The sequence below is a fragment of the Streptomyces sp. NPDC008313 genome (genome assembly GCF_042956125.1).
GTDB lineage: Bacteria > Actinomycetota > Actinomycetes > Streptomycetales > Streptomycetaceae > Streptomyces.
Genome location: NZ_JBIBFR010000022.1, coordinates 80,113 through 102,771, shown reverse-complemented (window position 1 = coordinate 102,771; position 22,659 = coordinate 80,113). Strand labels below are relative to the sequence as shown.

At 72.1% G+C, this 22,659-nt stretch carries 22 protein-coding genes; 14 read left to right on the top strand and 8 right to left on the bottom strand.

Annotation, left to right across the window (positions count from 1 at the left end; all coding sequences use genetic code 11):
* The first annotated feature begins 129 nt into the window (after positions 1-129).
* From ACFY93_RS26610 to ACFY93_RS26585, 6 genes are all read left to right on the top strand, one after another.
* Positions 130-1,596 (top strand): MFS transporter, encoded by a 1,467-nt coding sequence (locus ACFY93_RS26610; RefSeq protein WP_391363534.1) that lies wholly within the window; start codon positions 130-132, stop codon positions 1,594-1,596.
* A gap of 46 nt (positions 1,597-1,642) precedes the next feature.
* Positions 1,643-1,840 (top strand): Arc family DNA-binding protein, encoded by a 198-nt coding sequence (locus ACFY93_RS26605; protein WP_391363594.1) that lies wholly within the window; start codon positions 1,643-1,645, stop codon positions 1,838-1,840.
* Complete coding sequence (locus ACFY93_RS26600) at positions 1,841-2,227, top strand: type II toxin-antitoxin system death-on-curing family toxin (protein ID WP_391363532.1); 387 nt, start codon at positions 1,841-1,843, stop codon at positions 2,225-2,227.
* Positions 2,228-2,387: 160 nt separating this feature from the next.
* Positions 2,388-4,190, top strand: coding sequence for a DEAD/DEAH box helicase family protein (locus ACFY93_RS26595; protein WP_391363530.1), 1,803 nt, complete (start codon positions 2,388-2,390; stop codon positions 4,188-4,190).
* A gap of 353 nt (positions 4,191-4,543) precedes the next feature.
* A complete protein-coding gene (locus ACFY93_RS26590; protein ID WP_391363529.1) occupies positions 4,544-5,185 on the top strand; it encodes a helix-turn-helix domain-containing protein in 642 nt (213 codons plus the stop codon).
* Between the two features lie 68 nt (positions 5,186-5,253).
* Positions 5,254-6,039 carry a S16 family serine protease gene (locus ACFY93_RS26585; protein WP_391363527.1) on the top strand — a complete coding sequence of 262 codons (786 nt, stop codon included), beginning with the start codon at positions 5,254-5,256 and terminating at the stop codon, positions 6,037-6,039.
* Between the two features lie 92 nt (positions 6,040-6,131).
* Here the strand turns inward: ACFY93_RS26585 and ACFY93_RS26580 are convergent, their stop codons facing one another.
* The 5 genes from ACFY93_RS26580 to ACFY93_RS26560 all read right to left on the bottom strand — a co-directional run bounded on the left by ACFY93_RS26580 (position 6,132) and on the right by ACFY93_RS26560 (position 10,563).
* Entirely contained in the window at positions 6,132-7,145 is a 1,014-nt protein-coding gene (locus ACFY93_RS26580; protein WP_391363525.1) for a glycine betaine ABC transporter substrate-binding protein, read from the bottom strand.
* The gene (locus ACFY93_RS26575; protein ID WP_391363592.1) at positions 7,142-7,930 is read right to left on the bottom strand and encodes an ABC transporter permease subunit; all 789 of its coding nucleotides are present in this window, start codon (positions 7,928-7,930) and stop codon (positions 7,142-7,144) included. The genes ACFY93_RS26580 and ACFY93_RS26575 overlap by 4 nt, the downstream gene beginning before the upstream one ends.
* A 134-nt stretch (positions 7,931-8,064) precedes the next feature.
* On the bottom strand, positions 8,065-9,276 hold the full coding sequence (locus ACFY93_RS26570; RefSeq protein ID WP_391363590.1) for a betaine/proline/choline family ABC transporter ATP-binding protein: 1,212 nt from the start codon (positions 9,274-9,276) through the stop codon (positions 8,065-8,067).
* Positions 9,277-9,364: 88 nt separating this feature from the next.
* The gene (locus ACFY93_RS26565) at positions 9,365-10,012 is read right to left on the bottom strand and encodes an ABC transporter permease subunit (RefSeq protein WP_391363523.1); all 648 of its coding nucleotides are present in this window, start codon (positions 10,010-10,012) and stop codon (positions 9,365-9,367) included.
* Between the two features lie 80 nt (positions 10,013-10,092).
* A complete protein-coding gene (locus tag ACFY93_RS26560; protein WP_391363521.1) occupies positions 10,093-10,563 on the bottom strand; it encodes an Lrp/AsnC ligand binding domain-containing protein in 471 nt (156 codons plus the stop codon).
* Between the two features lie 122 nt (positions 10,564-10,685).
* On the opposite strand from ACFY93_RS26560, the gene hppD reads away from it, so the two are divergent.
* From hppD to nthA, 4 genes are all read left to right on the top strand, one after another.
* A complete protein-coding gene (hppD, locus tag ACFY93_RS26555) occupies positions 10,686-11,831 on the top strand; it encodes a 4-hydroxyphenylpyruvate dioxygenase (RefSeq protein WP_391363519.1) in 1,146 nt (381 codons plus the stop codon).
* A gap of 119 nt (positions 11,832-11,950) precedes the next feature.
* The gene (locus ACFY93_RS26550; protein WP_391363517.1) at positions 11,951-12,232 is read left to right on the top strand and encodes a hypothetical protein; all 282 of its coding nucleotides are present in this window, start codon (positions 11,951-11,953) and stop codon (positions 12,230-12,232) included.
* Positions 12,225-12,545: an SH3-like domain-containing protein gene (locus ACFY93_RS26545; protein ID WP_391363515.1), complete on the top strand. Its 321-nt coding sequence runs from the start codon at positions 12,225-12,227 to the stop codon at positions 12,543-12,545. Before ACFY93_RS26550 ends, ACFY93_RS26545 begins: the two co-directional genes overlap by 8 nt.
* A complete protein-coding gene (nthA, locus tag ACFY93_RS26540; protein ID WP_391363513.1) occupies positions 12,535-13,116 on the top strand; it encodes a nitrile hydratase subunit alpha in 582 nt (193 codons plus the stop codon). Before ACFY93_RS26545 ends, nthA begins: the two co-directional genes overlap by 11 nt.
* Before the next feature lie 91 nt (positions 13,117-13,207).
* On the opposite strand, the gene ACFY93_RS26535 is transcribed toward nthA, so the two are convergent.
* Positions 13,208-14,641 (bottom strand): tetratricopeptide repeat protein, encoded by a 1,434-nt coding sequence (locus ACFY93_RS26535; protein WP_391363511.1) that lies wholly within the window; start codon positions 14,639-14,641, stop codon positions 13,208-13,210.
* A 91-nt stretch (positions 14,642-14,732) separates the two neighbouring features.
* Here ACFY93_RS26535 and ACFY93_RS26530 point away from each other — a divergent pair, with 91 nt between their 5' ends.
* Positions 14,733-16,139, top strand: coding sequence for an FAD-linked oxidase C-terminal domain-containing protein (locus tag ACFY93_RS26530; protein WP_391363510.1), 1,407 nt, complete (start codon positions 14,733-14,735; stop codon positions 16,137-16,139).
* Positions 16,140-16,206: 67 nt separating this feature from the next.
* Here ACFY93_RS26530 and ACFY93_RS26525 read toward each other — a convergent pair whose 3' ends face one another.
* Positions 16,207-16,704, bottom strand: coding sequence for an SsgA family sporulation/cell division regulator (locus ACFY93_RS26525; RefSeq protein WP_391363508.1), 498 nt, complete (start codon positions 16,702-16,704; stop codon positions 16,207-16,209).
* Between the two features lie 283 nt (positions 16,705-16,987).
* Here ACFY93_RS26525 and ACFY93_RS26520 point away from each other — a divergent pair, with 283 nt between their 5' ends.
* Together ACFY93_RS26520 and ACFY93_RS26515 are read left to right on the top strand one after the other, a co-directional pair.
* A complete protein-coding gene (locus ACFY93_RS26520) occupies positions 16,988-18,529 on the top strand; it encodes an RDD family protein (RefSeq protein WP_391363506.1) in 1,542 nt (513 codons plus the stop codon).
* 102 nt (positions 18,530-18,631) lie between these two features.
* A complete protein-coding gene (locus ACFY93_RS26515; RefSeq protein WP_391363504.1) occupies positions 18,632-19,318 on the top strand; it encodes an RDD family protein in 687 nt (228 codons plus the stop codon).
* Between the two features lie 36 nt (positions 19,319-19,354).
* Here ACFY93_RS26515 and ACFY93_RS26510 read toward each other — a convergent pair whose 3' ends face one another.
* A complete protein-coding gene (locus tag ACFY93_RS26510; RefSeq protein ID WP_391363502.1) occupies positions 19,355-19,747 on the bottom strand; it encodes a hypothetical protein in 393 nt (130 codons plus the stop codon).
* A gap of 514 nt (positions 19,748-20,261) precedes the next feature.
* Here ACFY93_RS26510 and ACFY93_RS26505 point away from each other — a divergent pair.
* Positions 20,262-22,607 (top strand): immune inhibitor A domain-containing protein, encoded by a 2,346-nt coding sequence (locus ACFY93_RS26505; protein WP_391363500.1) that lies wholly within the window; start codon positions 20,262-20,264, stop codon positions 22,605-22,607.
* Positions 22,608-22,659 lie beyond the last annotated feature (52 nt).

Genomic DNA, 22,659 nt, shown 5'->3' with positions numbered 1-22,659 from the left:
GCCATGCCGCGTTCACGAACGGGGCGCGCACGGCGGGGCACCGCGCCGGAGGACGTACGACCAAGGTCGCAGTGGATCACCGTCTCCGGACAGGGGTCATTGTCAGCCACGCCCCTTACCCTGACGGGCATGAGCAGCCCGACACCGCGTGAGACCGCGACCGCAGCCGTACCCCCCGCCGGGCCGGTCACGGACGCGGAGCCCGGCACCCTCGACGGCGTACTGAGCCGGTCGTACCGGGCGCTCAGCATCGGCATCGTCTCGGTCGTGCTGCTGATCGCCTTCGAGGCGACGGCCGTCGGGACGGCCATGCCCGTCGCGGCACGCGAGCTCGACGGGGTCGCTCTGTACGCGTTCGCCTTCTCCGGGTACTTCACGACGAGCCTGTTCGGGATGGTGCTCGCGGGACAGTGGTCCGACCGCGGCGGGCCGCTCGGCTCACTGACCACCGGGATCGGCGCCTTCGCGGCGGGGCTGCTGCTGTCCGGGACGGCCGGCTCGATGTGGCCCTTCATCCTCGGCCGGGCGGTTCAGGGGCTCGGCGGCGGCCTGGTGATCGTCGCCCTGTACGTGGTCGTCGGCCACGCCTACCCGGAGCGGCTGCGCCCCTCGATCATGGCGGCGTTCGCGGCGAGCTGGGTGGTCCCGTCCGTGGTCGGCCCGCTCGCCGCCGGGGCCGTGACCGAACACCTGGGCTGGCGCTGGGTGTTCATCGGGATACCGGTCCTGGTCGGCCTTCCGCTCGCGCTGGCGCTCCCGCAGATCCGGCGCCGGGCCGCGGGCCCCGCCGGGGACGCCGCCCGGGTGCCCTTCGACCGGCGCCGCATCCGGCTGGCCCTCGGCATCTCGCTCGGCGCCGGGCTCCTCCAGTACGCGGCCCAGGACCTGACCTGGACGTCGGCCGTCCCGGCCGTGGCGGGCGCCGTGCTGCTGGTGCCCGCGGTGCTGGGACTGCTGCCGCGCGGCACCTACCGGGCCGCGCGCGGACTGCCGTCCGTGGTGCTGCTGCGCGGGGTCGCGGCGGGTTCCTTCATCGCCGCCGAGTCCTTCGTCCCGCTGATGCTGGTCACCCAGCGCGGGCTGTCGCCGACGCTCGCCGGGTTCTCCCTCGCCGCGGGCGGCGGGACCTGGGCGCTGGGCTCGTACGTGCAGTCCCGGCCGCGGACGGAGCCGCACCGGGAGCGGCTGATGACCTTCGGCATGGTGCTGGTCGCCGCCGCGATCGCGGCGGCGCCGAGCGTGCTGATCCACGCGGTGCCCGTGTGGACGGTGGCCGTCGCCTGGGGCTTCGGCTGCTTGGGCATGGGCCTGGTCATCTCCTCCACCAGCGTGCTCCTGCTGCGCCTGTCCGCCCCCGAGGAGGCCGGCGCGAACTCCGCCGCGCTGCAGATCTCCGACGGCCTCTCCAACGTCGTGCTGCTCGCCGTGGGAGGCGCCGCCTTCGCCGCGCTGGGCGGGGGCACGGCGGCCCACACGGCCGGCCGGGCCGCGGACGCGTCCCACCCGGGCGCGTTCGCGGCGGTGTTCCTGCCGATGGCGGCGGTGGCGCTGGCGGGGGCGTGGGTGGCCACGCGGGTGCGGACGGCCCATGACTGAGGTGGTACCACTTTGACCCCGATAGTGGTACCTTTGTGGTATGGCTATGAACCTTCGTCTGCGCGACGATCAGCAAGAGGCGCTCAAGCTTCGTGCCGAGGAGGAGGGTCGGAGTATGCACGCCATAGTGCTTCAGGCGATCGACCGGTATCTGGAGCAGGAAGCGGACCGGGCCGAGGTCCGCCGCCTGGGGGCCAAGTACGCGGCGGGTCACGCGGACCTGTTGCGGAGGCTGGGGGAGTAGATGAAGTACCTCACGGTCCAGGAGGTCCTGGACCTGGCGGAGCTGGCGTGCGGGGAGCGGACTCAGGTCGCTGTGCGTGACCTGGGTCTGCTCAGCTCGGCCGTCCATCGCCCGCAGTCGCAGATGTTCGGCATCGAGGCGTACACGGATCTCTTCGAGAAGGCCGCTGCGCTGCTCCAGTCGCTGGCAGTCAACCACCCCCTGGTGGACGGCAACAAGCGCATGGCGTGGATGTGTACGGTCGTGTTCCTCGACTTCGACGGCACCGAGATGCTCGGCGTCGATCAGGACGAGGCGTACAAGCTCGTCATTGAGGTGGCGGCCGGCGACCTGGACGATGTGGGGATGATCGCCCTGCGGCTGAGGACGATGCACGAGGCGGTGTGACCTCAGTCCCATCCGCCCCCGTCCCCGCGTCGTTCACGCGGGGGCGCGTCCCGGGCGCCGGTAGGGTGGCCCGGTTGTCATACGCGGACCGAGCCGGGCCCCGATGGACCGGTCGCCGTGCGTGACCGAGCCGCGCCACCGACCACCCCCACCGGAGACCGTGACTACCACCGCCACCTCCTCCTCGCACTCCTCGCACCACCTCTCGCCCGCCTTCCCCGGCCGCGCCCCCTGGGGCACGGCGGGCAAGCTGCGTGCCTGGCAGCAGGGGGCGATGGAGCGGTACCTCCAGGAGCAGCCGCGCGACTTCCTGGCCGTCGCGACGCCCGGCGCGGGCAAGACGACGTTCGCCCTGACGCTGGCGTCCTGGCTGCTGCACCACCACGTCGTGCAGCAGGTGACGGTGGTCGCGCCGACCGAGCACCTGAAGAAGCAGTGGGCCGAGGCGGCCGCCCGGATAGGCATCAAGCTCGACCCGGAGTACAGCGCGGGCCCGCTCGGCAAGGACTACCAGGGCATCGCCGTGACGTACGCGGGCGTGGGTGTGCGGCCCATGCTGCACCGCAACCGCGTCGAGCAGCGCAAGACCCTCGTCATCCTCGACGAGATCCACCACGCCGGTGACAGCAAGTCGTGGGGCGAGGCATGCCTGGAGGCGTTCGAGCCCGCCACCCGCCGGCTCGCGCTCACCGGTACGCCCTTCCGGTCGGACACCAACCCCATCCCGTTCGTGGCGTACGAGGAGGGCAACGACGGGATCCGGCGGTCCGCCGCCGACTACACGTACGGGTACGGCTCCGCGCTCGGCGACGGCGTCGTGCGACCCGTGATCTTCCTGTCCTACAGCGGCAACATGCGGTGGCGCACGAAGGCCGGTGACGAGATCGCCGCGCGGCTCGGCGAGCCGATGACCAAGGACGCGATCAGCCAGGCCTGGCGCACCGCCCTCGACCCGCGCGGCGAGTGGATGCCCAGCGTGCTGCGCGCCGCCGACCAGCGGCTCACCGAGGTCAGGAAGGGCATCCCGGACGCCGGTGCCCTCGTCATCGCCTCCGACCAGGACTCCGCCCGCGCCTACGCGAAGCTGATCCGCGAGATCACCGGGAACAAGGCGACCCTCGTCCTGTCCGACGACACGGGTGCCTCCGGCCGCATCGACGAGTTCAGCCGGAGCGACGACCGCTGGATGGTCGCCGTCCGCATGGTCTCCGAGGGCGTCGACGTGCCCCGGCTCGCGGTCGGCGTGTACGCGACGACGATCTCGACGCCGCTCTTCTTCGCCCAGGCCGTCGGACGTTTCGTGCGCTCCCGGCGGCGCGGCGAGACCGCCTCCGTCTTCCTGCCCACGGTCCCCGACCTCCTCGGCTTCGCCAACGAGATGGAGGTGGAGCGCGACCACGTCCTCGACAAGCCGAAGAAGGAGGGCGAGGAGGACCCGTACGCCGAGTCCGAGAAGGAGATGGACGAGGCGAACAAGGAGCAGGACGAGGACACCGGCGAGCAGGAGCAGTTCTCCTTCGAGGCGCTGGAGTCCGAGGCCGTCTTCGACCGGGTGCTCTACGACGGCGCCGAGTTCGGCATGCAGGCCCACCCGGGGAGCGAGGAGGAGCAGGACTACCTCGGGATCCCGGGGCTGCTCGAACCCGACCAGGTCCAGCTGCTGCTCCAGAAGCGGCAGGCCCGGCAGATCGCGCACAGCCGCAAGAAGCCCGACGAGGAGGCGGACCTCCTCGAACTCCCCGCCGAGCGGCGGCCCGTGGTCTCCCACAAGGAGATGCTGGAACTGCGCAAGCAGCTCAACACGATGGTCGGCGCCTACGTCCACCAGAGCGGCAAACCGCACGGCGTCATCCACACCGAGCTGCGCCGCGTCTGCGGCGGTCCGCCGAGCGCGGAGGCCACGGCGGGACAGCTGCGGCAGCGCATCGCCAAGGTCCAGGAGTGGGCCACCCGGATGCGCTGAGGTCCTGCCGCCGCGCGCCCAGGGCGCGTGCGCCGCGCACGCCGGGCGGCGTGCGCGGGGCGGTGCGTGACAGAAGCTGGCGCCCGTACGTATCGGGACGAACGCCGGCACTCCGTACCAGCGGATGCCCGGATTCTGGACGGAGCCTTCCGCTCAGCGGACCGGGTCGCTACTGTCCCGCTACGCACACGCCCCGTGGCAGCGCCGCCGCGGAGCGCAGCCGTGAAGCGACTGGGCCCGGGACAAGCCGGGCCGTCCGCCGATCGGCGGCCTCTGAAGCGCGTCGCCCACGGGATGGGGGGACGCATCTGCCGCGAGAGGGCCGCCGACCTCACCACTAAGGAGTGGGCGTCGTGACCGCGGAGACCTCCCAGACGCTCGACCGAGGACTGCGCGTCCTCAAGCTGCTCGCCGACACGGACCACGGGCTGACCGTCACTGAGCTCTCGAACAAACTGGGCGTCAACCGGACCGTTGTGTACCGGTTGCTCGCCACGCTGGAGCAGCACGCCCTTGTCCGCCGCGACCTCGGCGGCCGCGCCCGGGTCGGACTGGGGGTGCTGCGCCTGGGCCGCCAGGTGCATCCGCTCGTACGGGAGGCCGCGCTGCCCGCGCTGCGCGCGCTCGCCGAGGACATCGGGGCGACGGCCCACCTCACGCTCGTCGACGGGTCGGAGGCGCTGGCCGTGGCCGTCGTCGAGCCGACGTGGACCGACTACCACGTGGCCTACCGCGCCGGATTCCGGCACCCGCTGGACCGGGGGGCCGCGGGCCGCGCGATCCTCGCCGCCCGCCGGGCCCAGGCCTCGGAACCGGCGTACACGCTCACCGCGGGCGAGCTGGAGGCGGGCGCGTGCGGTGCGGCGGCGCCGCTCGTGGGGGTCACCGGCGTCGAGGGCAGCGTGGGAGTGGTCATGCTCGCGGACTCCGTGCCGGAGCGCGTGGGCCCCCGCGTGGTCGACGCGGCCCGGGAGGTCGCGGACGCCTTGCGGTGACCTCCCGGCCCCACCGGTGCCTCCCGGCCGCTCCCGGGCGCGGCCGGCCCTCGCGTTAGATTGATCCCGTGCTCTCTCGCCTCACGCGCCCCAAGGCCGTCGCCGTCTGCGCCCTGCCCGTCGTGGCACTGCTCGCCACGGCGGCGTTCGCGCCGCTGCCGTTCTCCGTGGCGCAGCCCGGTATGACGGCGAACGTGCTCGGCGAGAACAAGGGCGAGCCCGTGATCACCATCAGCGGGGCGCCCACCCGGGACACCAGCGGTCAGCTCCGGATGACGACGATCGAGGCGACGGGCCCGGACGCGGACGTCGGTCTCGGTGACGTCCTCGACGGCTGGTTCCGTACCGACCAGGCCGTCATGCCGCGTGACTCGGTCTATCCGAGCGGGGACAACGTCAAGGAGATCGAGCAGCACAACGCGGCGCAGATGAAGGAGTCGCAGGACACGGCGACCGAGGCCGCGCTGTCCTACCTCCACAAGAAGGGCGTCAAGGTCTCCCTCGAGCTGGCCGACGTCGGGGGCCCGAGCGCCGGGCTCCTGTTCTCCCTGGGCATCGTCGACAAGCTGGACGGCGACGGCAGCGGCGGTGACCTCACCGGCGGCCGCGTCATCGCCGGTACGGGGACGATCGACGCCGACGGCAAGGTCGGCGCGGTCGGCGGGGTCGCCCTCAAGACCCAGGCGGCCCGCCGCGACGGCGCGACGGTGTTCCTGGTGCCGAAGGCGGAGTGCGCGGACGCCCAGTCGGAGCTGCCGAAGGGCCTTCGGCTCGTCCCGGTGACGACCCTCGCGAAGACGGTCGACGCGCTGATCGCTCTGCGGAAGGGCAGCGGCTCCGTACCGAGCTGTTAGCCCAGGAGCCACGCCGCCCGAGCCGAGCCGAGCCGCCGGAGCCGAGCCCCGGGCCCGTCCCGAGCCCCCGGGCCGGTCCCGTGCCGTGGTGCTCAGCCCTCCTTCACGAACCCCTCCCGCTTCATCCAGTCCAGGGCGACCTGGTGCGGGTCCTGGCCGTCGACGTCCACCTTGGCGTTCAGGTCCTGGGCGACCGAGTTGTCGAGCTTCTTCGTGATCGGGTCGAGGATGCCGGCGATCTCCGGGTGCTTCTTCAGGGTCTCGGTGTTGATCTCGGGGGCGGCGTTGTAGTGGGGGAAGAACTGTTTGTCGTCCTCCATCACCACCAGGTGCATCGACTTGATGCGGCCGTCGGTGGTGAACACCTCCCCGTAGGTGCAACTCCCCTTCGCCGCCTGGGTGTAGATGATCCCGGTGTCCATCTGGGTGATGTTCGCGGCGGGTACGTCCATGCCGTACGCCTTCTCCATGCCCGGCAGTCCGTCCGCGCGGTTGGCGAACTCGCTCTCCACGCAGAGGGTGACCGCCCCGGGGTCCGACTTCGACAGCGCGGCGACGGCGGAGAGCGTCTTCGTGCGGTACTTCTCGGAGTTGGCACGGTTCATGGCGAGCGCGTACGTGTTGTCGAGGGCGGACGGTGCCAGCCAGGTCAGGCCGTTCTTCGCGTCCGCGTCCCGGACCGCCTCCCACTGCCGCCGCGGGTCGGTGATCGGCTTGCTGTTGCCGAGGTACGTGATCCACGCGGTGCCCGTGTACTCGTAGGCGGCGTCCGCGTCCCCGTTCTTGACGGCCTCGCGGGAGCCGATGGAGCCCTGGATGCCGGTGCGGTCCAGGACGTCCGCGCCGGCCGCCTCGAAGGCGATGCCCATGATGGCGCCGAGGATCAGCTGCTCGGTGAACTCCTTCGACGTCACGGTCAGGTCGACGCCCTCCAGCGGACGCCCCTTGCCGATCGAGCCGGGCCGGACGTCGTCGGCCATGGGGGAGCCGCTCGTCAGCCCGCACCCCGGCGCGGTGGCCAGCAGCAGCGCCCCGGCCAGCACGAGGCACGTACGCCGCCGCCGCGCCGCCGCGCGCCGCCCGCCCGTCCCGTGGGCGCGCCTCATGTGCCCGTCTCCAGCCCGTGCGGCCGCAGCAGCAGTTCGGCCAGGGAGGCGAGCCAGTCCACGAGGAGGGCGAGCGCGATCGTCAGGATCGATCCGAGGACCAGGACGGGCATCCGCTGGCTGGTGATCCCCGTGGTGATCAGGACGCCGAGCCCGCCGCCCCCGCCGAACGTGGCGAGCGTCGCCGTGCCGACGTTCAGGACGAGCGCGGTGCGGACACCGGCGAGGATCAGCGGTACCGCCAGCGGGAGTTCGACGCGGGTGAGGACGCCCATGGGTGACATGCCGATGCCGCGCGCCGCCTCCAGCAGCGTCGGGTCGTTGGCCTTCAGCCCGGCGATCGTGTTGGAGAGGACCGGCAGGACGGCGTAGACGGTGATGCCGATCAGCGCGGCCCGCTGTCCCGTGCCGAGCCAGATGACCAGCAGGGCCAGCAGGCCGATCGCCGGGGTCGCCTGCCCCATGTTGGCGAACGCCATGGCCACCGGCGTCGCCTTCCGGAAGGCCCGGCGGGTCAGCAGGATGCCCAGCGGGATGGCGATGATCAGCACGAAGAACGTGGAGATCACCGTCAGCCGGATGTGCTGCCACAGCAACTTGGACACCTGCCCGTCCGACAGGGCGCTCTCGGAGACGAAGTCCAGCTCGGCCTGCCGGAACCAGAGCCAGGTGGCGAGCAGCAGCAGCGCGAGCGCCAGCGGCAGGAAGGTCAGCTTCTGCCAGGTGATCCGGCGCTTCGGCGCGGCCGACGGTCCGGGGGCCCGGGTGCCGGCCTCGCCCTCCACCCCGTAGGCCGCCTCGGTGTCCTCCTCGTAGCCGTGCTCGCCCTCGTCCCGGAACGCGAGGCCTTTCACCTCGTGCTCGCCCGGGGGCCGCTGGGGCCGTGAACCGCCCTTGCCGGCCGGCGTCCGCGGATCGCTCACGCCTTCGCCTCCCCGCCCTGGGCGCCCTCCTGCTCCGTATGGGTCTGCTGGGAGCGCGCCTCCTCCAGGTCGTGCTGGTGCTCCATCGCGTCGAGCCGGTCGGCCTCCAGCAGTTCGTGCACGGAGTTCATCAGCGTCTCCATGTCGACGACGCCCGTGTACTCGCCGCGCCGTCCGGTGACCGCGACCCGGCCCGCGTTGTCGGTGAGCACCGCCTCCAGGGCGTCGCGCACCGTGGCGTCCCTGGTCACCGTGTCGTGGACCAGCGTGCCCGCCCGCGCCAGCGAGCCCCTGGCCCGCATCAGGTCGCCGCGGCGCAGCCACTTGTAGGGGCGGCCGCGCTTGTCGAGCAGCAGGATCTCGTTGGTGCCGCCGGCGCGCAGCTTGTTGAAGATGCTCTGGAGCGGGTCGTTCACGGTGGCCGTCGGGTAGTCGGTGATCCCGACGTCCCGCACCCGGGTGAGGTTGAGCCGCTTGAGGGCGGCGCCCGCCCCGACGAACCCGGACACGAAGTCGTCGGCCGGGTTGGTGAGGATCGCCTCCGGTGTGTCGAACTGGGCGATGTGCGAGTGCTCGCGCAGCACCGCGATCCGGTCACCGAGCTTGATGGCCTCGTCGAAGTCGTGCGTCACGAACACGATCGTCTTGTGCAGCTCGTACTGGAGCCGGATCAGCTCGTCCTGGAGGTGGTCGCGGGTGATCGGGTCGACCGCGCCGAACGGCTCGTCCATCAGCAGGACGGGGGGATCGGCGGCCAGCGCCCGCGCCACGCCCACCCGCTGCTGCTGGCCGCCGGAGAGCTGGCGCGGATAGCGGCCCTGGAACTCGCCGGGGTCGAGGCCGACGAGGTCCAGCATCTCCTCCACCCGTGCCCTGATCCGGGCCTTGGACCAGCCGGTCATCCTGGGCACCAGGCCGATGTTCTGGGCGACCGTCATGTGCGGGAACAGCCCGGAGGACTGGATCGCGTAGCCCACCTTGCGGCGCAGCTTCACCGGGTCCATGTGGGTGACGTCCTCGCCGCCGATGCGGATGCGCCCGCCGGTCGGCTCGATCAGCCGGTTGATCATCTTCAGGGTGGTGGACTTCCCGCAGCCCGACGGGCCGACGAAGACGACGAGTTCGCCCGCCCGGATCTCCATGTTCACGCTGTCCACGGCGGCGTCGCGGCTGCCGGGGTAGTGCTTGGTCAGGTTCTCCAGCTCGATGGGCGCACCGGTCGTGGAGGTGCCGTCGGCCGGGGAGGCGGCGCCGGCCGTGGTGGTGCCGCCGTCGCCGGTGCCGGCCGCGGAGGTCTCAGGCACGGATCCCCCTCGGGATGGTCAGCCGTCCGACGAGGACGTAGGCGGCGTCGAACAGCAGGGCGAGGACGATGATCCCGAGCGTGCCCGCGAGCACCTGGTTGAGCGCGTTCCTGCTGCCCAGGGAGCCGATGCCGCGGAAGATCTCGTTGCCCAGGCCCGGCCCGGACGCGTACGCCGCGATGGCCGCGATGCCCATCAGCATCTGGGTCGAGACCCGGATGCCGGTGAGGATCGGCGGCCAGGCCAGCGGCAGCTCGACGCGCAGCAGCCGGGCCGTGCGGGACATCCCGATGCCCTTCGCCGCGTCCACCAGGGAGGGGTCGACGCCGCGCAGGCCGACGATCGAGTTGCGCACGATCGGCAGCAGACCGTAGAGGGTCAGCGCGACGACCGTCGGCGGGACGCCCAGGCCCACGACCGGGATCAGCAGGCCGATCATGGCGAGGGAGGGGACGGTCAGGATCGTGGACGTGGTGAGCGTGGCGAGGCCGCCCGCCCACTCGCTGCGGTAGGTGACGACACCGATGAGCACGCCGATGACGGTGGCGACGACCATGCACTGGAAGACGGCGCTGGCGTGCTGGTAGGCGTCCGTGAGCAGCTGCTGGTGGCGGCTGCCCAGGTACTCCCAGAAGTTCACGCTTCCACCTCCGACGCGGGCCGGTGCCTCGCCGGGAGCCTCCCGGACGCGGGCACGGGCCCGGCGCCGGAGCGGGCGGGTCAGGTGTCCCGTGACGCCTGCTCCACCAGCGGGATGATCCGCAGCGGTACGGGGTTCTCCATGACGATCGCCGTGGAGGCCCGGACGATCCCATCAAAACCGACGACGCGGTCGATCACCCGCTGGAGATCCGCGTTGGAGCGGGCCACCAGCCGGCACAGCATGTCCCCGCCGCCGGTCGTGGTGTGCAGCTCCAGCACCTCGGGGACCGTCGTCAAGTGGGCCCGTACGTCGGCTCCTTGCCCCTGCCGGATCTCCAGCGTCGCGAACGCGGTCACCGGGTATCCGAGCGCCGCCGGGTCCACCTGGGGGCCGAAGCCGCGGATGACTCCGTTCGACTGAAGCCGGTCGAGGCGCGCCTGCACGGTGCCCCGGGCGACGCCCAGGCGCCGGGACATCTCCAGCACCCCGATGCGCGGTTCCTCGGCGAGCAGCACGATGAGTCTGCCGTCCAGATGATCGATCGCCATGCCGGCCTCCCCGGTGGTCATCCTGTACAGAACGCCCGGCGAAGCGGGCGTGCCGCTGAGCATATTGCCCAGCCGAAGCGCAAACTATTGCGCACCTTGCGGAACGGAGAGAGCCTGCGGCCATGACTCAGACCACCCACCACACTCCCGGCACCGCGCGCGAGGCAGACCCCTTCCCGGTCAAGGGAATGGACGCGGTCGTCTTCGCCGTGGGCAACGCCAAGCAGGCCGCGCACTACTACTCCACCGCCTTCGGCATGAAGCTCGTGGCGTACTCCGGACCGGAGAACGGCAGCCGCGAGACCGCGAGCTACGTCCTGGAGAACGGCTCCGCCCGCTTCGTGTTCACCTCCGTCATCAAGGCCTCCACCCCCTGGGGCCACTTCCTGGCCGAGCACGTCGCCGCGCACGGCGACGGGGTCGTGGACCTCGCCATCGAGGTCCCGGACGCGCGGGCCGCGCACGCGTACGCCGTGGAGCACGGCGCCCGCTCGGTCGCCGAGCCGTACGAGGTGAAGGACGAGCACGGCACGGTCGTCCTCGCGGCGATCGCCACCTACGGCAAGACCCGCCACACCCTGGTCGAGCGCTCCGGCTACGACGGCCCCTACCTCCCCGGGTACACCGCCGCCGCGCCGATCGTCGAGCCGCCGGCCCAGCGCACCTTCCAGGCCGTCGACCACTGCGTCGGCAACGTCGAGCTCGGCAAGATGAACGAGTGGGTGGCCTTCTACAACAACGTCATGGGCTTCACGAACATGAAGGAGTTCGTGGGCGACGACATCGCGACCGAGTACTCGGCGCTGATGTCGAAGGTCGTGGCCGACGGCACGCTGAAGGTGAAGTTCCCCCTCAACGAGCCGGCCATCGCCAAGAAGAAGTCCCAGATCGACGAGTACCTGGAGTTCTACGACGGCCCCGGCTGCCAGCACATCGCGCTGAACACCAACGACATCGTGGCGACCGTCCGCGCGATGCGGGCGGCCGGCGTCGAGTTCCTGGACACCCCCGACTCGTACTACGACACCCTCGGCGAGTGGGCCGGCGAGACCCGGGTGCCCGTCGAGACCCTGCGCGAGCTGAAGATCCTCGTCGACCGCGACGAGGACGGCTACCTGCTGCAGATCTTCACCAAGCCGGTCCAGGACCGTCCGACCGTCTTCTTCGAGATGATCGAGCGCCACGGATCCATGGGCTTCGGCAAGGGCAACTTCAAGGCCCTCTTCGAGGCGATCGAGCGCGAGCAGGAGAAGCGCGGCAACCTCTGAGCCGTCCCGGCGGCCTTCGCCCGCGGCCCCACGGATCCTCTCCGTGGGGCCGCGGCGCGTTGGGGCGGCGGGCGCGTGTTCGACGGACGCGCGCCGGACCCAGGCCATACGCTCGGACCATGGCCAGGATCAACGATGTGGGTGGCATGCAGGGCTTCGGGCCCGTGGACACCACCGACGACACCGAGCCCTTCCACGCGGACTGGGAGGCCAGGGTCGTCGGTCTCTTCAACGCCCTGCGCGCACAGGGGCTCTTCACCACCGACGAGTTCCGGGACGTGATCGAGTCGATGCCGCCCGCGGAGTACCTGGCGACCCCGTACTACGAGCGGTGGTTCCGGGCCGTCTGCGTGCTGCTGGAGCGCAAGGGCGTCCTCGCGCCCGGTGAGCTCGATGACTGACCGCTTCGCGCCGGGAGCGCGTGTACGCACCTTCCGCCACGACCCGCCGCACCACACCCGCCTTCCGCGGTACGCGCGCGGCAAGCGCGGCGTCGTCGTCGAGCCGGAGGGCCGGGCCGCCCTCGCGGACGTCAGCGCCCTGGGCCGCGGGGACGCGCCCGTCGAGCAGATCTACGCGGTCCGGTTCGCCGCCCGCGACCTCTGGGGCGAGGGCGACCACCACGTCGTACTCGACCTGTGGGAAAGCTATTTGGAACCCGCGCCCGCGACGCGCGGGGACGCACACGAAGGGGCTGCGGCCGATGAGCGGTGACCACGACGACGCGCTGATCTCCCGCCGGGTACGGCGGCTGGAGACCCTGCTGGAGGAGAAGGGCGTCCTGTCCGGCGGAGCGCTGGACGAGGTGATCGACGCCTTCATGGCGGGCGCGTCCCCGGCGAACGGCGCCCGCGTGGTCGCCCGCGCCTGGACCGACCCCGGTTTCCGGTCCCGGCTCCTGGCCGACGGCACCGAGGCCGTACGGGAACTCGGCTTCATGGAGGGCTCCTACCAGCGTCTGCGGGTCGTGGAGAACACGGAGACTCTCCACAACGTCATCGTCTGCACCCTCTGCTCCTGCTACCCCCTGCGCCTCCTGGGACCCTCCCCGAGCTGGTACAAGTCCGAGTCCTACCGCTCCCGCGTGGTCCGCGAACCCCGCGTGGTGCTCGGCGAGTTCGGCCTCAGCCTGCCCGACGGCACCGAGATCACCGTCTGGGACTCCAGCGCGGAGACCCGCTACATGGTCCTGCCGCGCCGGCCCTCCGGCACCGAGTCCCTGACCGAGGAGGAACTCGCCGCACTGGTCACCCGCAACGCCCTGATCGGGACGGCGGCCCTCTGACGGACCCCGTGGGCGGGCCGCCCCGGACGTTCCTGGGGCGGCCCGCCCGCGTGAGCCCGCCCACACGCCCCGCCCACACCCCCCACGGCCCTCACCCGGGCGGCCCCTCCGCCGACGGCTCGCCCAGCTCCGCCAGCGTCCGCCGGGCCGAGCGCGCGAGCAGCGGCGAGAAGTACGGATTGATCCGCAGCGCCTCCGCGAGATGGCGGCGTGCCGGACCGGAGCGGCCCAGCTCCCGCTCGATCCGCCCCCGGTGATAGGCGTACAGGGCGCTGCGCACCCCGCCCCCGTGCTCCTCGTCCGTCGCCCGCGTCGCGAACGTCAGCGCCTCCCGGTCGTCCCCGGCCCGGTGCAGCGCCCAGCCCAGCGCGTCAGCGACGGCGACGCCGGGATGCCGCTCCCACGCGTCGCGCAGCACGTCCACCGCGGTGCCCGGATCGCCGTGGTCGGCCTCGAACAGCCCGAGGACCAGAGCGTCGTCCACCCCCTGCGCCGACGCCTCAGGTACCCGGGTGCGCACCAGGTCGTAGCGGACCCGCGCCTCCCGGTCGAGGCCCAGCGACTCGTACAGCTCGCCCAGCTCCAGCGCGTACGCCGGCTCGGGTCGCTTCCCGAGCGCCGCGCGGTACGCGCGCAGCGCCTCCGAGGTGCGGCCGAGCGCCGCCAGCGCCCGCGCACGCCCGGCCAGCGCGCCCGGCTCGTCGGGGGTGGCACGCAGAGCGGCCTCGTAGAAGCGCAGGGACCGGCCGAGGTCGCCGCTCTCCCACGCCAGCTCGCCCACCAGCTCCAGGCACAGGGCCCGCTCGGCGGGCGCCGTCGCCGCGGCCGCCGCGTCCCCGGCGGCCGCCGCCGCGTCCTCCCGCCGTCCCTGGTCCCGGTAGACCCGCGCGGTCAGCGCCCGCACCGACGGCGACGGCGGCAGCGTGAGGAGGGCGTCCAGCGCACGCGCGGCGGCGCCGTCGTCACCCAGGCCGGCGTAGGCGTCGAGCAGCGCCGGATACGCCGTCCACCGCTTCGGCGCCTTCTCCACCGCCTTCTCGGCCCACTCCCTCGCCTCCCGGAAGTCGCCGCGCGCGTCAGCGAGCGCGGCCAGCCCCTCGAACGCCGCCACATTGCCCTTCGGCCCGACCCGCAACGACGTCCGCAGCGCCTTCTCCGCCCTCGGGTAGTACACCGGCCTCGCGGTCCGCCGCCCCCGCTCCACATAGGCCGTGCCGAGCACCGCCCACGCGCGCGCGTCACCCGGACGGTCCCGCACCCGGGCCTCCCGCTCGGCGATGAGCGCCTCCAGCCGCGACAGCGTGACCGGCACCCCGGCGCCCACCGCCGTCCTCGTCCGGGCCATCGGACCGGGCGACGGCGGCACGGCCCGCCGCTCCGGCGGCAGCAGCACCAGCACACCGCCTAGTACGGCGCCCGACGCGACCGCGCCGATCAGCGCGCGCCGCGCGACGGGGGAGAGACGCGGGAGGCGACGCCGGGGCCGCAGCGGTCCAGGAGGGCTCGGGCAGGGTTCGTTCTCCATGGCGTCACTGTGCGTCAATACGACGAACGGGTCCCGGCGTGTGAACACCGCCGCGGACGGGGTTCACACGCATGGCCCCGGGTGCGAGGCTGTGATCATGAGCCGCATCGAAGCCCCGCGCGACGAAGCGACGGGCGACCTCGTCGACCTTCTGCTGGCGGGCCTGCCGGCCGAGGCGGTCCTCACCGACCCGGACGTCACGGCCTCGTACGCGAACGACATGGCGAGCTTCTGCGACGCGGGCAGCCCCGCCGTCGTCGTCCTGCCGCGCACCGTCGAACAGGTCCAGCACGTCATGCGCACCGCGACCGCGCTGCGCGTCCCCGTCGTCCCCCAGGGCGCCCGCACCGGCCTGTCCGGCGGGGCCAACGCCTCCGACGGCTGCGTCGTGCTGTCCCTGGTCCGCATGGACCGCGTCCTGGAGATCAGCCCGGTCGACCGCGTCGCCGTCGTCGAGCCGGGCGTCGTCAACGCCGTGCTCTCCCGCGCCGTCGGCGAACACGGGCTGTACTACCCGCCGGACCCCTCCAGCTGGGAGACGTGCACCATCGGCGGCAACATCGGCACGGCCTCCGGCGGCCTGTGCTGCGTCAAGTACGGGGTGACGGCCGAGTACGTCCTCGGCCTGGACGTCGTCCTCGCCGACGGCCGCCTGATGCGCACCGGCCGGCGCACCGCCAAGGGCGTCGCCGGATACGACCTGACCCGGCTCTTCGTCGGCTCGGAGGGCTCGCTCGGCATCGTCGTACGGGCCGTCCTGGCCCTCAAGCCGAAGCCGCCCCGGCAGCTCGTGCTGGCCGCGGAGTTCGCCTCGTCGGCGGCCGCCTGCGACGCCGTGTGCCGGATCATGGCGGGCGGCCACGTGCCGTCCCTGCTGGAACTGATGGACCGTACGACGGTCAAGGCCGTCAACGCCCTGGCGAACATGGGCCTGCCCGAGACCACCGAGGCCCTGCTGCTCGCCGCCTTCGACACCCCCGACCCCGCCGCCGACCTCGCGGCGGTGGGCGCGCTGTGCGAGGCCGCGGGCGCCACCCAGGTCGTCCCCGCCGACGACACGGCCGAGTCCGAACTGCTGCTCCAGGCCCGGCGGCTGTCGCTGACCGCGCTGGAGGCGGTCAAGGGCACCACGATGATCGACGACGTGTGCGTACCCCGTTCACGGCTCGGGGACATGCTCGAAGGCGTCGAGCGGATCGCCGAGAAGTACGCCCTGACCATCGGGGTCTGCGCCCACGCGGGGGACGGCAACACCCACCCCACGGTCTGCTTCGACGCGGCCAGCCCCGACGAGTCCCGCCGCGCCCGGGAGTCCTTCGACGAGATCATGGCGCTCGGTCTCGAACTCGGCGGCACGATCACCGGCGAGCACGGCGTGGGCGTGCTGAAGAAGGAGTGGCTGGCCCGCGAGATCGGCCCGGTCGGCGTCGAGATGCAGCGTGCCGTCAAGGCGGCCTTCGACCCGCTCGGCCTGCTCAACCCCGGCAAACTCTTCTGATCCTCACACCGGAACACCTCACCCCGTTCGCCTTCTCCGTCCGCCGTCCCCTCTTCCGCCGCTCCGCTCACTCCCCGTCCACCGGCTCGTCCGACGGCCACGGGTCGTCGGACGGTCCGGCGCCCTGCGGGTCCAGGGAGGGGGACAGCTCCGGGGGCGGGGCCAGCAGGCCGGCGAGGCCGTCGTCGATGCCGAGCCGGCCGGCCTCCGTACCCGGCGGGACCACCCGCAGCGTGCGCTCGAGCCAGGCGGACACCTGCGCGGAGGGTGCCTCCAGGAGCGCGTCGCCGTCCGGCGAGCTCAGCGCGATCAGGACGACGCTGCGCGCCGCCACCTTCGTCGGCCACACCCGCACGTCGCCGTGGCCCGACGGCCTGAACACCCCCTCCACCAGCAGCTCACGGGCGAACGTCCAGTTGACGGGGTGCTCCGAGCCGATGTGGAAGGCGACGTGGACGGCGTACGGATCGGTGGTGCGGTAACTCAGCCGTGCCGGGACCGGGATGCTGCGTTCCGGAGACAGGACGAGTTTGAGTTCGAGCTCGCGTTCCACAACGGTGTGCATGTCGGTGTGCTTCCTTTCGCCGCACGGGCCCCGGGCGTCGGTCCCGTACGTGTTGGTCCCGTACGTGTGGCAGGTGCGCAGGTCCGGACCACTACGCGTTTTCTGGGTTTCTTTTCGACCGGTTCCCGTCCTTTCCCGGAACAAGCCAGGGAACTCGTGCCGTAACCCCGAGCGGAACCGTGCCCGAAAGGAGTGGGTACGGCGGGAGGGGCCCTCACGCGCGCGTGGGTCTGATAGATGTGGATCCCCCAACAGACCCCCGAGCAGATACGGGACGACGGACATGAGCGCCCCAACCCCGGCCCCCGGTGACGACAGACCCCGCGACGGGTACTACCCGGACCCGTCCATTCCTGGATACGTCCGGTACTGGAACGGCGCCGCCTGGGTGCCGGGCACCAGCCGTCCGGCCCCGTCCGACGGCGAACCGCTCGCACCGCCGCCCGGCGCGCGCCCGGCACCCGCGCCCGCCGCTCCCCACGGCCCCGCCGCGACGGAGGAGACGGGCCCGCACTTCTTCGACGAGGACCCCGGGCCCGCCGCCGCCCCCCGCGGCCCCGGCCCGGCCGACGCCCAGCACGGCAGCCGTCCCGAGCCCGCCTCCGCCTGGGGCGCCGACCGGTCCCGGCAGTCCGGCTTCGGCGGCGACCAGGACCGGCGCGTCTCCTGGGGCGCGCCCGCCGGAGCCGACCCCCGGGTGCCGCGCGCGGCGGAGCCGGCCGACGGGCCCGCCCGGCCCACGGGCCGCTCGGCCCGCACCGACGGGACGGCGTCGATCCCCCCGGTCGAGCCGGACGGCTCGCAGCCGCCCGCCTCCGACGGGACCGTGGTGTTCCGTCGTCAGACGCCGGGTCAGGGCAGGCCGGAGACGGCCGCCCCGGGCACGGGGCGCTCCGACGGCACGATGACCTTCGGTACGGCCCCGGCACGCGCGGAGGAGCCCGCGGCGGGGCAGGCGGGTCAGGCGGGTCCGGCGCGGCCGTCGGGCGCGCAGGCCGCCGCTCAGCAGGCCCTGGGTCTCGGCCCGGGCGCCGCGCCCGCGGCGCGGCCCCCGGGCCCGCAGCGGCAGGCGGCGCCCTCGCTCCCGCAGCAGGCCGCGGCTCCGGCCGCGCCCACCGCACCCTCCGTCCCCGCGCAGACCGGCGGCGCGGCCGGGGCCGCCCCGGGACCCGCGGCCGGTCCGGGAGCCGGCGCGGCGCCCGTGACCAGCGGGTCCGGAGGCGGCCAGCCCTCGTGGGCGCAGCAGGTGCACCGGCTGGCGGGGGACGGCGGCGAGCAGCCCGTCACGCCGTGGAAGCCGCCCGTCGACGACGTCTTCCAGGCGGCGGCGCGAGCCCAGGCGGCGGCCCGCCCGGCGGGCCTCGGCCGGCGGCTGGCGGCGCGAGTGGTGGACACGGCGGTCCTGGCAGCGGTCACCGCGGTGGCCGCCGTACCGCTGGGCACCAAGGCCGTCGACCACGTGAACGACAAGATCGACGCGGCCAAGCTCTCCGGCCGCACCGTCACGGTCTGGCTGCTCGACGGCAGGACCGCGAGCTGCCTCGGCATCGTCCTGGCCGTACTGCTGGCGGTCGGCGTCGTCTACGAGGCGCTGCCCACCGCCCGGTGGGGCCGCACGCTCGGCAAGAAGCTGTGCGGCATCGAGGTGTGGGACATCGAGGCCCACGAGCCGCCGTCGTTCGGCTCGGCGCTGCGCCGCTGGCTCGTCTACAGCGTGCCGGGGCTGCTGGTCGTGGGGATCGTGGGCGTCGTGTGGTGCGTGTTCGACAAACCCTGGCGCCAGTGCTGGCACGACAAGGCGGCGCACACCTTCGTGGCGGGCTGAGCACGGGCCGAGCGGCAGGGCCCCTGCCCGGGTGCGTGATCCTTTACTCCGGACGGCCGCTCGCCGGATGCGGACGGGGAGGGTTCGGTATCGACTCGGGCCATGAGCACCGAACCGCCGCCCCCCGGCTCCGGTCAGCCACCGGACGACGACCCGTTCAGGAAGCAGCCGCCGTCGTCGGGCGAGGGCAGCGGTTCCCCCTACGACCAGCCCCCGCCCCCGGGCGGAGGCAGCCCCTACGGCACGGGAGGCGGCAGCCCGTACGGCGGTGCTGGCGGTCCCTACGGCGGGGGCGGCGGCCCGTACGGCGGTGGTCCGTTCGGGGCCGATCCGCTCGCCGGGATGCCTCCGCTGGCCGACAGCGGCAAGCGGGTGCTGGCCAGGATCCTCGACATGATCCTGGTGGGCATCGTGGTGGGTCTGCTGTCGTGGGCCTTCGGGTTCAGCCAGTACACGGTGGACGCGGACCGGATCCAGTACGGCGCGTCGTTCGGGCGCGAGGCGGTCGCCGCCGTGCTGTACATCGCGTACGACACCTACATGACCGCCAAGAGGGGGCAGACCCTCGGCAAGAGGCTGATGCACCTGCGCGTCGCCGACCTGGACAACGGCTCCACGCCCTCCGTGCAGACCTCGCTGATCCGCGCGGCCGTGCTGTGGATCCCGTTCGCGTTCTGCTGCTTCTGCGTCTGGACGGCGATCGCGGGCGGCTGGAGCTTCTTCGACAAGCCCTTCAAGCAGGGCCTGCACGACAAGGCGGCCAAGACGGTGGTGGTCAGCACCGACTGAGGCACCGGACGAGAAGGCACCGGCCGGGCCACGTCGTCACACCGACAGGCGCCCCTCCCGGGAGCCGACCGTCGCCGCCGAGGCGGCGGCCGAACCGATCGTGGAACGCGTCGACTTGGCGGAGGTGGTGGATGCGGTGGAGGCGGCCGGGGACGGGGCAGGCGCGGCGCTCGGGCCGGCGGGCGGACCACCGGCCGTGGGCGAGGCGCTCGTCGCGCCGGGCGCAGCGGTCCGGACGGCACCCGCCGACGCCGGTTTCGACGGCAGCGGGACCGTCCGGGCGACGAGCAGACCGAGGGCGAGAGCGGCGAGGGTGATCACGGTGATCCCCAGTCCCGAACTCGTCTGTGACAGCAGCAGCATGGCGAGAGTGGAGAAGATCACGGTGCAGGAACCGTAGGCGAGCTGTGCGGCGGTCGGACGAGGCATGGCCATTCCTCGGGGTGGGGGTCTCCCCCCGGGGCCTCTCGCGATGGGGGAGGGGGCGGACAGAATCTGGGGTGAGACAACGGTGTCGACTGGACTTTCCGCCGACTTCCGACGCTTCGCCCATCGACTCTATTCCGCTGCATGCCCGAGTGGAACATGCGGTAAGCATGACCTAACCCACAGTGCCGGTGCACAGGGGGCGCACGGAGTCACGGCCTCCGCCGACTCCGGTGGTGAACGCGCCTGTTGTGCGGCGCACGGGCGGCTCGCCGGACACCCGCCGTTCCCGCCCCGGTGTCCGTCCGGCAACGTTTGGGTGTCCACATGTCGGTCATATGCCGTCCGGAATCCGAACAAGCGTCCCTGCATAGTGCACTTGGCCTGTTCAAGTCAAGGTCTGTCTTTTCTTCGGTAACTCCGGTCAAATGACGTCACTTGACACGCGTACACCGCGCGCGGACCTCCAATCACTCGGACCCCCATCCGCGCGAACGGGCGCGGGGGAGGACATCAAGTGATCAGCAGACCATGGACGTTCAGAGCGGCAGCCGTGGGTGTCGCCCTGGCGACGGCCACCGCCGGGTTCTCGACGTTCGCCGTGGCGCAGGCCGATGACGCACCGTCGTCGGCGAAGGTGGACCGCCACGACCCGCTGGAGGTCGGCAAGCAGGTCGAACACGACCTCGACGGCCCCCTCAGCAAGACGCAGGACGCTCAGCGCCAGGAAGCCCTGAACCAGGTCATATCCGGCGACGCGAAGGCCAAGAACCGCGACGGTTCCAAGGTCGTCAAGCTCAAGGGCAAGGACAAGTACGTCGAGCTGGGCCGGGAGAAGACCGACAAGATCTTCACCATCCTGGTCGAGTTCGGCGACAAGGTCGACAGCAGGTACGGCGGCGAGGCCGGCCCCAAGCACAACGAGATAGCCGCGCCGGACCGCAAGAAGGACAACAGCACGGCCTGGCAGAAGGACTACAACCAGAAGCACTTCCAGGACCTCTACTTCGGCACCGGCAGCAAGACCGAGTCGCTGAAGAAGTTCTACGAGAAGCAGTCCTCGGGCCGCTACTCGGTCGACGGCGAGGTCTCCAACTGGGTCAAGGTCCCGTACAACGAGGCCCGTTACGGCTCGAACTACTGCGGTTCCACCAACTGCTCCAGCGTCTGGAACGTCGTCAGCGACGGCGTCACCGCCTGGGTCGAGCAGCAGAAGGCGGCCGGCGCGTCCGACGCCGACATCAAGGCGGACCTGGCCAACTACGACAAGTGGGACAGGTACGACTACGACGGCGACGGCGACTTCAACGAGCCGGACGGCTACATCGACCACTTCCAGATCGTGCACGCCGGTGAGGACGAGTCCGCCGGTGGCGGCGTCCAGGGCGAGAACGCGATCTGGGCGCACCGCTGGTACGCGTTCGGCACCGACGCGGGCGCCACGGGCCCGTCGGAGAACAAGCTCGGCGGCGCGCAGATCGGCGACACCGGCATCTGGGTCGGCGACTACACGATCCAGCCCGAGAACGGCGGACTCGGCGTCTACGCGCACGAGTACGGCCACGACCTGGGCCTGCCGGACGAGTACGACACCGCGGGCGGCGACAACGCCACCGGCTTCTGGACGCTGATGTCGGCCGGTTCCTGGCTCGGCACGGGCAAGGAAGCGATCGGCGACATGCCCGGCGACATGAACGCCTGGGACAAGCTGCAGCTGGGCTGGCTGAACTACGACACCGCCAAGGCCGCGGTGAAGTCCTGGCACAAGCTGGGTGTGGCCGAGTACAACACCAAGTACAAGCAGGCGCTGGTCGTCACGCTGCCCAGCAAGGCGGTCACCACCGAGGTCGTCACCCCGGCGCAGGGTGCCAACCAGTGGTGGAGCGGCAGCGGTGACAACCTCAAGAACACGCTGACCCGTTCGGTCGACCTGACCGGCAAGTCGAAGGCCGCGCTGACCCTCGACGGCTGGTGGGACATCGAGGAGGGTTACGACTACCTCTACACCGAGGTGTCCACCGACGGCGGCGCCAACTGGACCGCCCTCGACGGCACGGCCGACGGCGCGGCCATCCCGCGCGACGGCAGCGACAAGCCGGCGCTGACCGGCACCACGGCCGCGTACGAGAAGCTGTCCTTCCCGCTCGACGCCTACGCGGGCAAGAAGATCGACGTGCGCTTCCGCTACGCCACCGACGGCGGAGTGGCCCAGAAGGGCTTCGCGGCCGACGAGATCTCCGTGACCGCCGACGGCTCGGCCCTCTTCACGGACAACGCCGAGACCGCCGACGCCGCCTGGAAGGCGAACGGCTTCTCCCGGATCGGCGCGTCCTTCACCAAGGACTACGCGCAGTACTACATCGCCGAGAACCGCCAGTACGTCTCGTACGACAAGACCCTCAAGGTCGGCCCGTACAACTTCGGCTTCTCGACGACCCGTCCGGACTGGGTCGAGCACTACCCCTACCAGAACGGTCTGCTGATCTGGCAGTGGGACACCTCCCAGGCCGACAACAACACCAGCGTGCACCCGGGCTCCGGTCTGATCCTGCCGGTGGACGCGCACGCGAAGGCCATGAAGTGGAAGGACGGCACGCTCGTCCGCAACAAGATCCAGACCTTCGACTCCACCTTCAGCCGCTACAGCACCGACGCCTTCACGCTGCACAAGGCCGACGTCGCGCTGAAGGTCCGGTCGCAGAAGGGCGTCTCGGCCTTCGACGACCACCGGGGCTCGTACTACGACCCGGCGAACCCGACCGGAAGCGTTCAGGTCGCTGACACCAACACCAAGATCAAGATCGTCAAGGAGCCGCACAGCGGTTCGACGATCGAGATCGAGGTCGGTGCCTCCAAGAAGTAACTGACATCTCCGCAGGTCAGAGCATGATCGGCCGCAACCCCCTGGCGGGTTG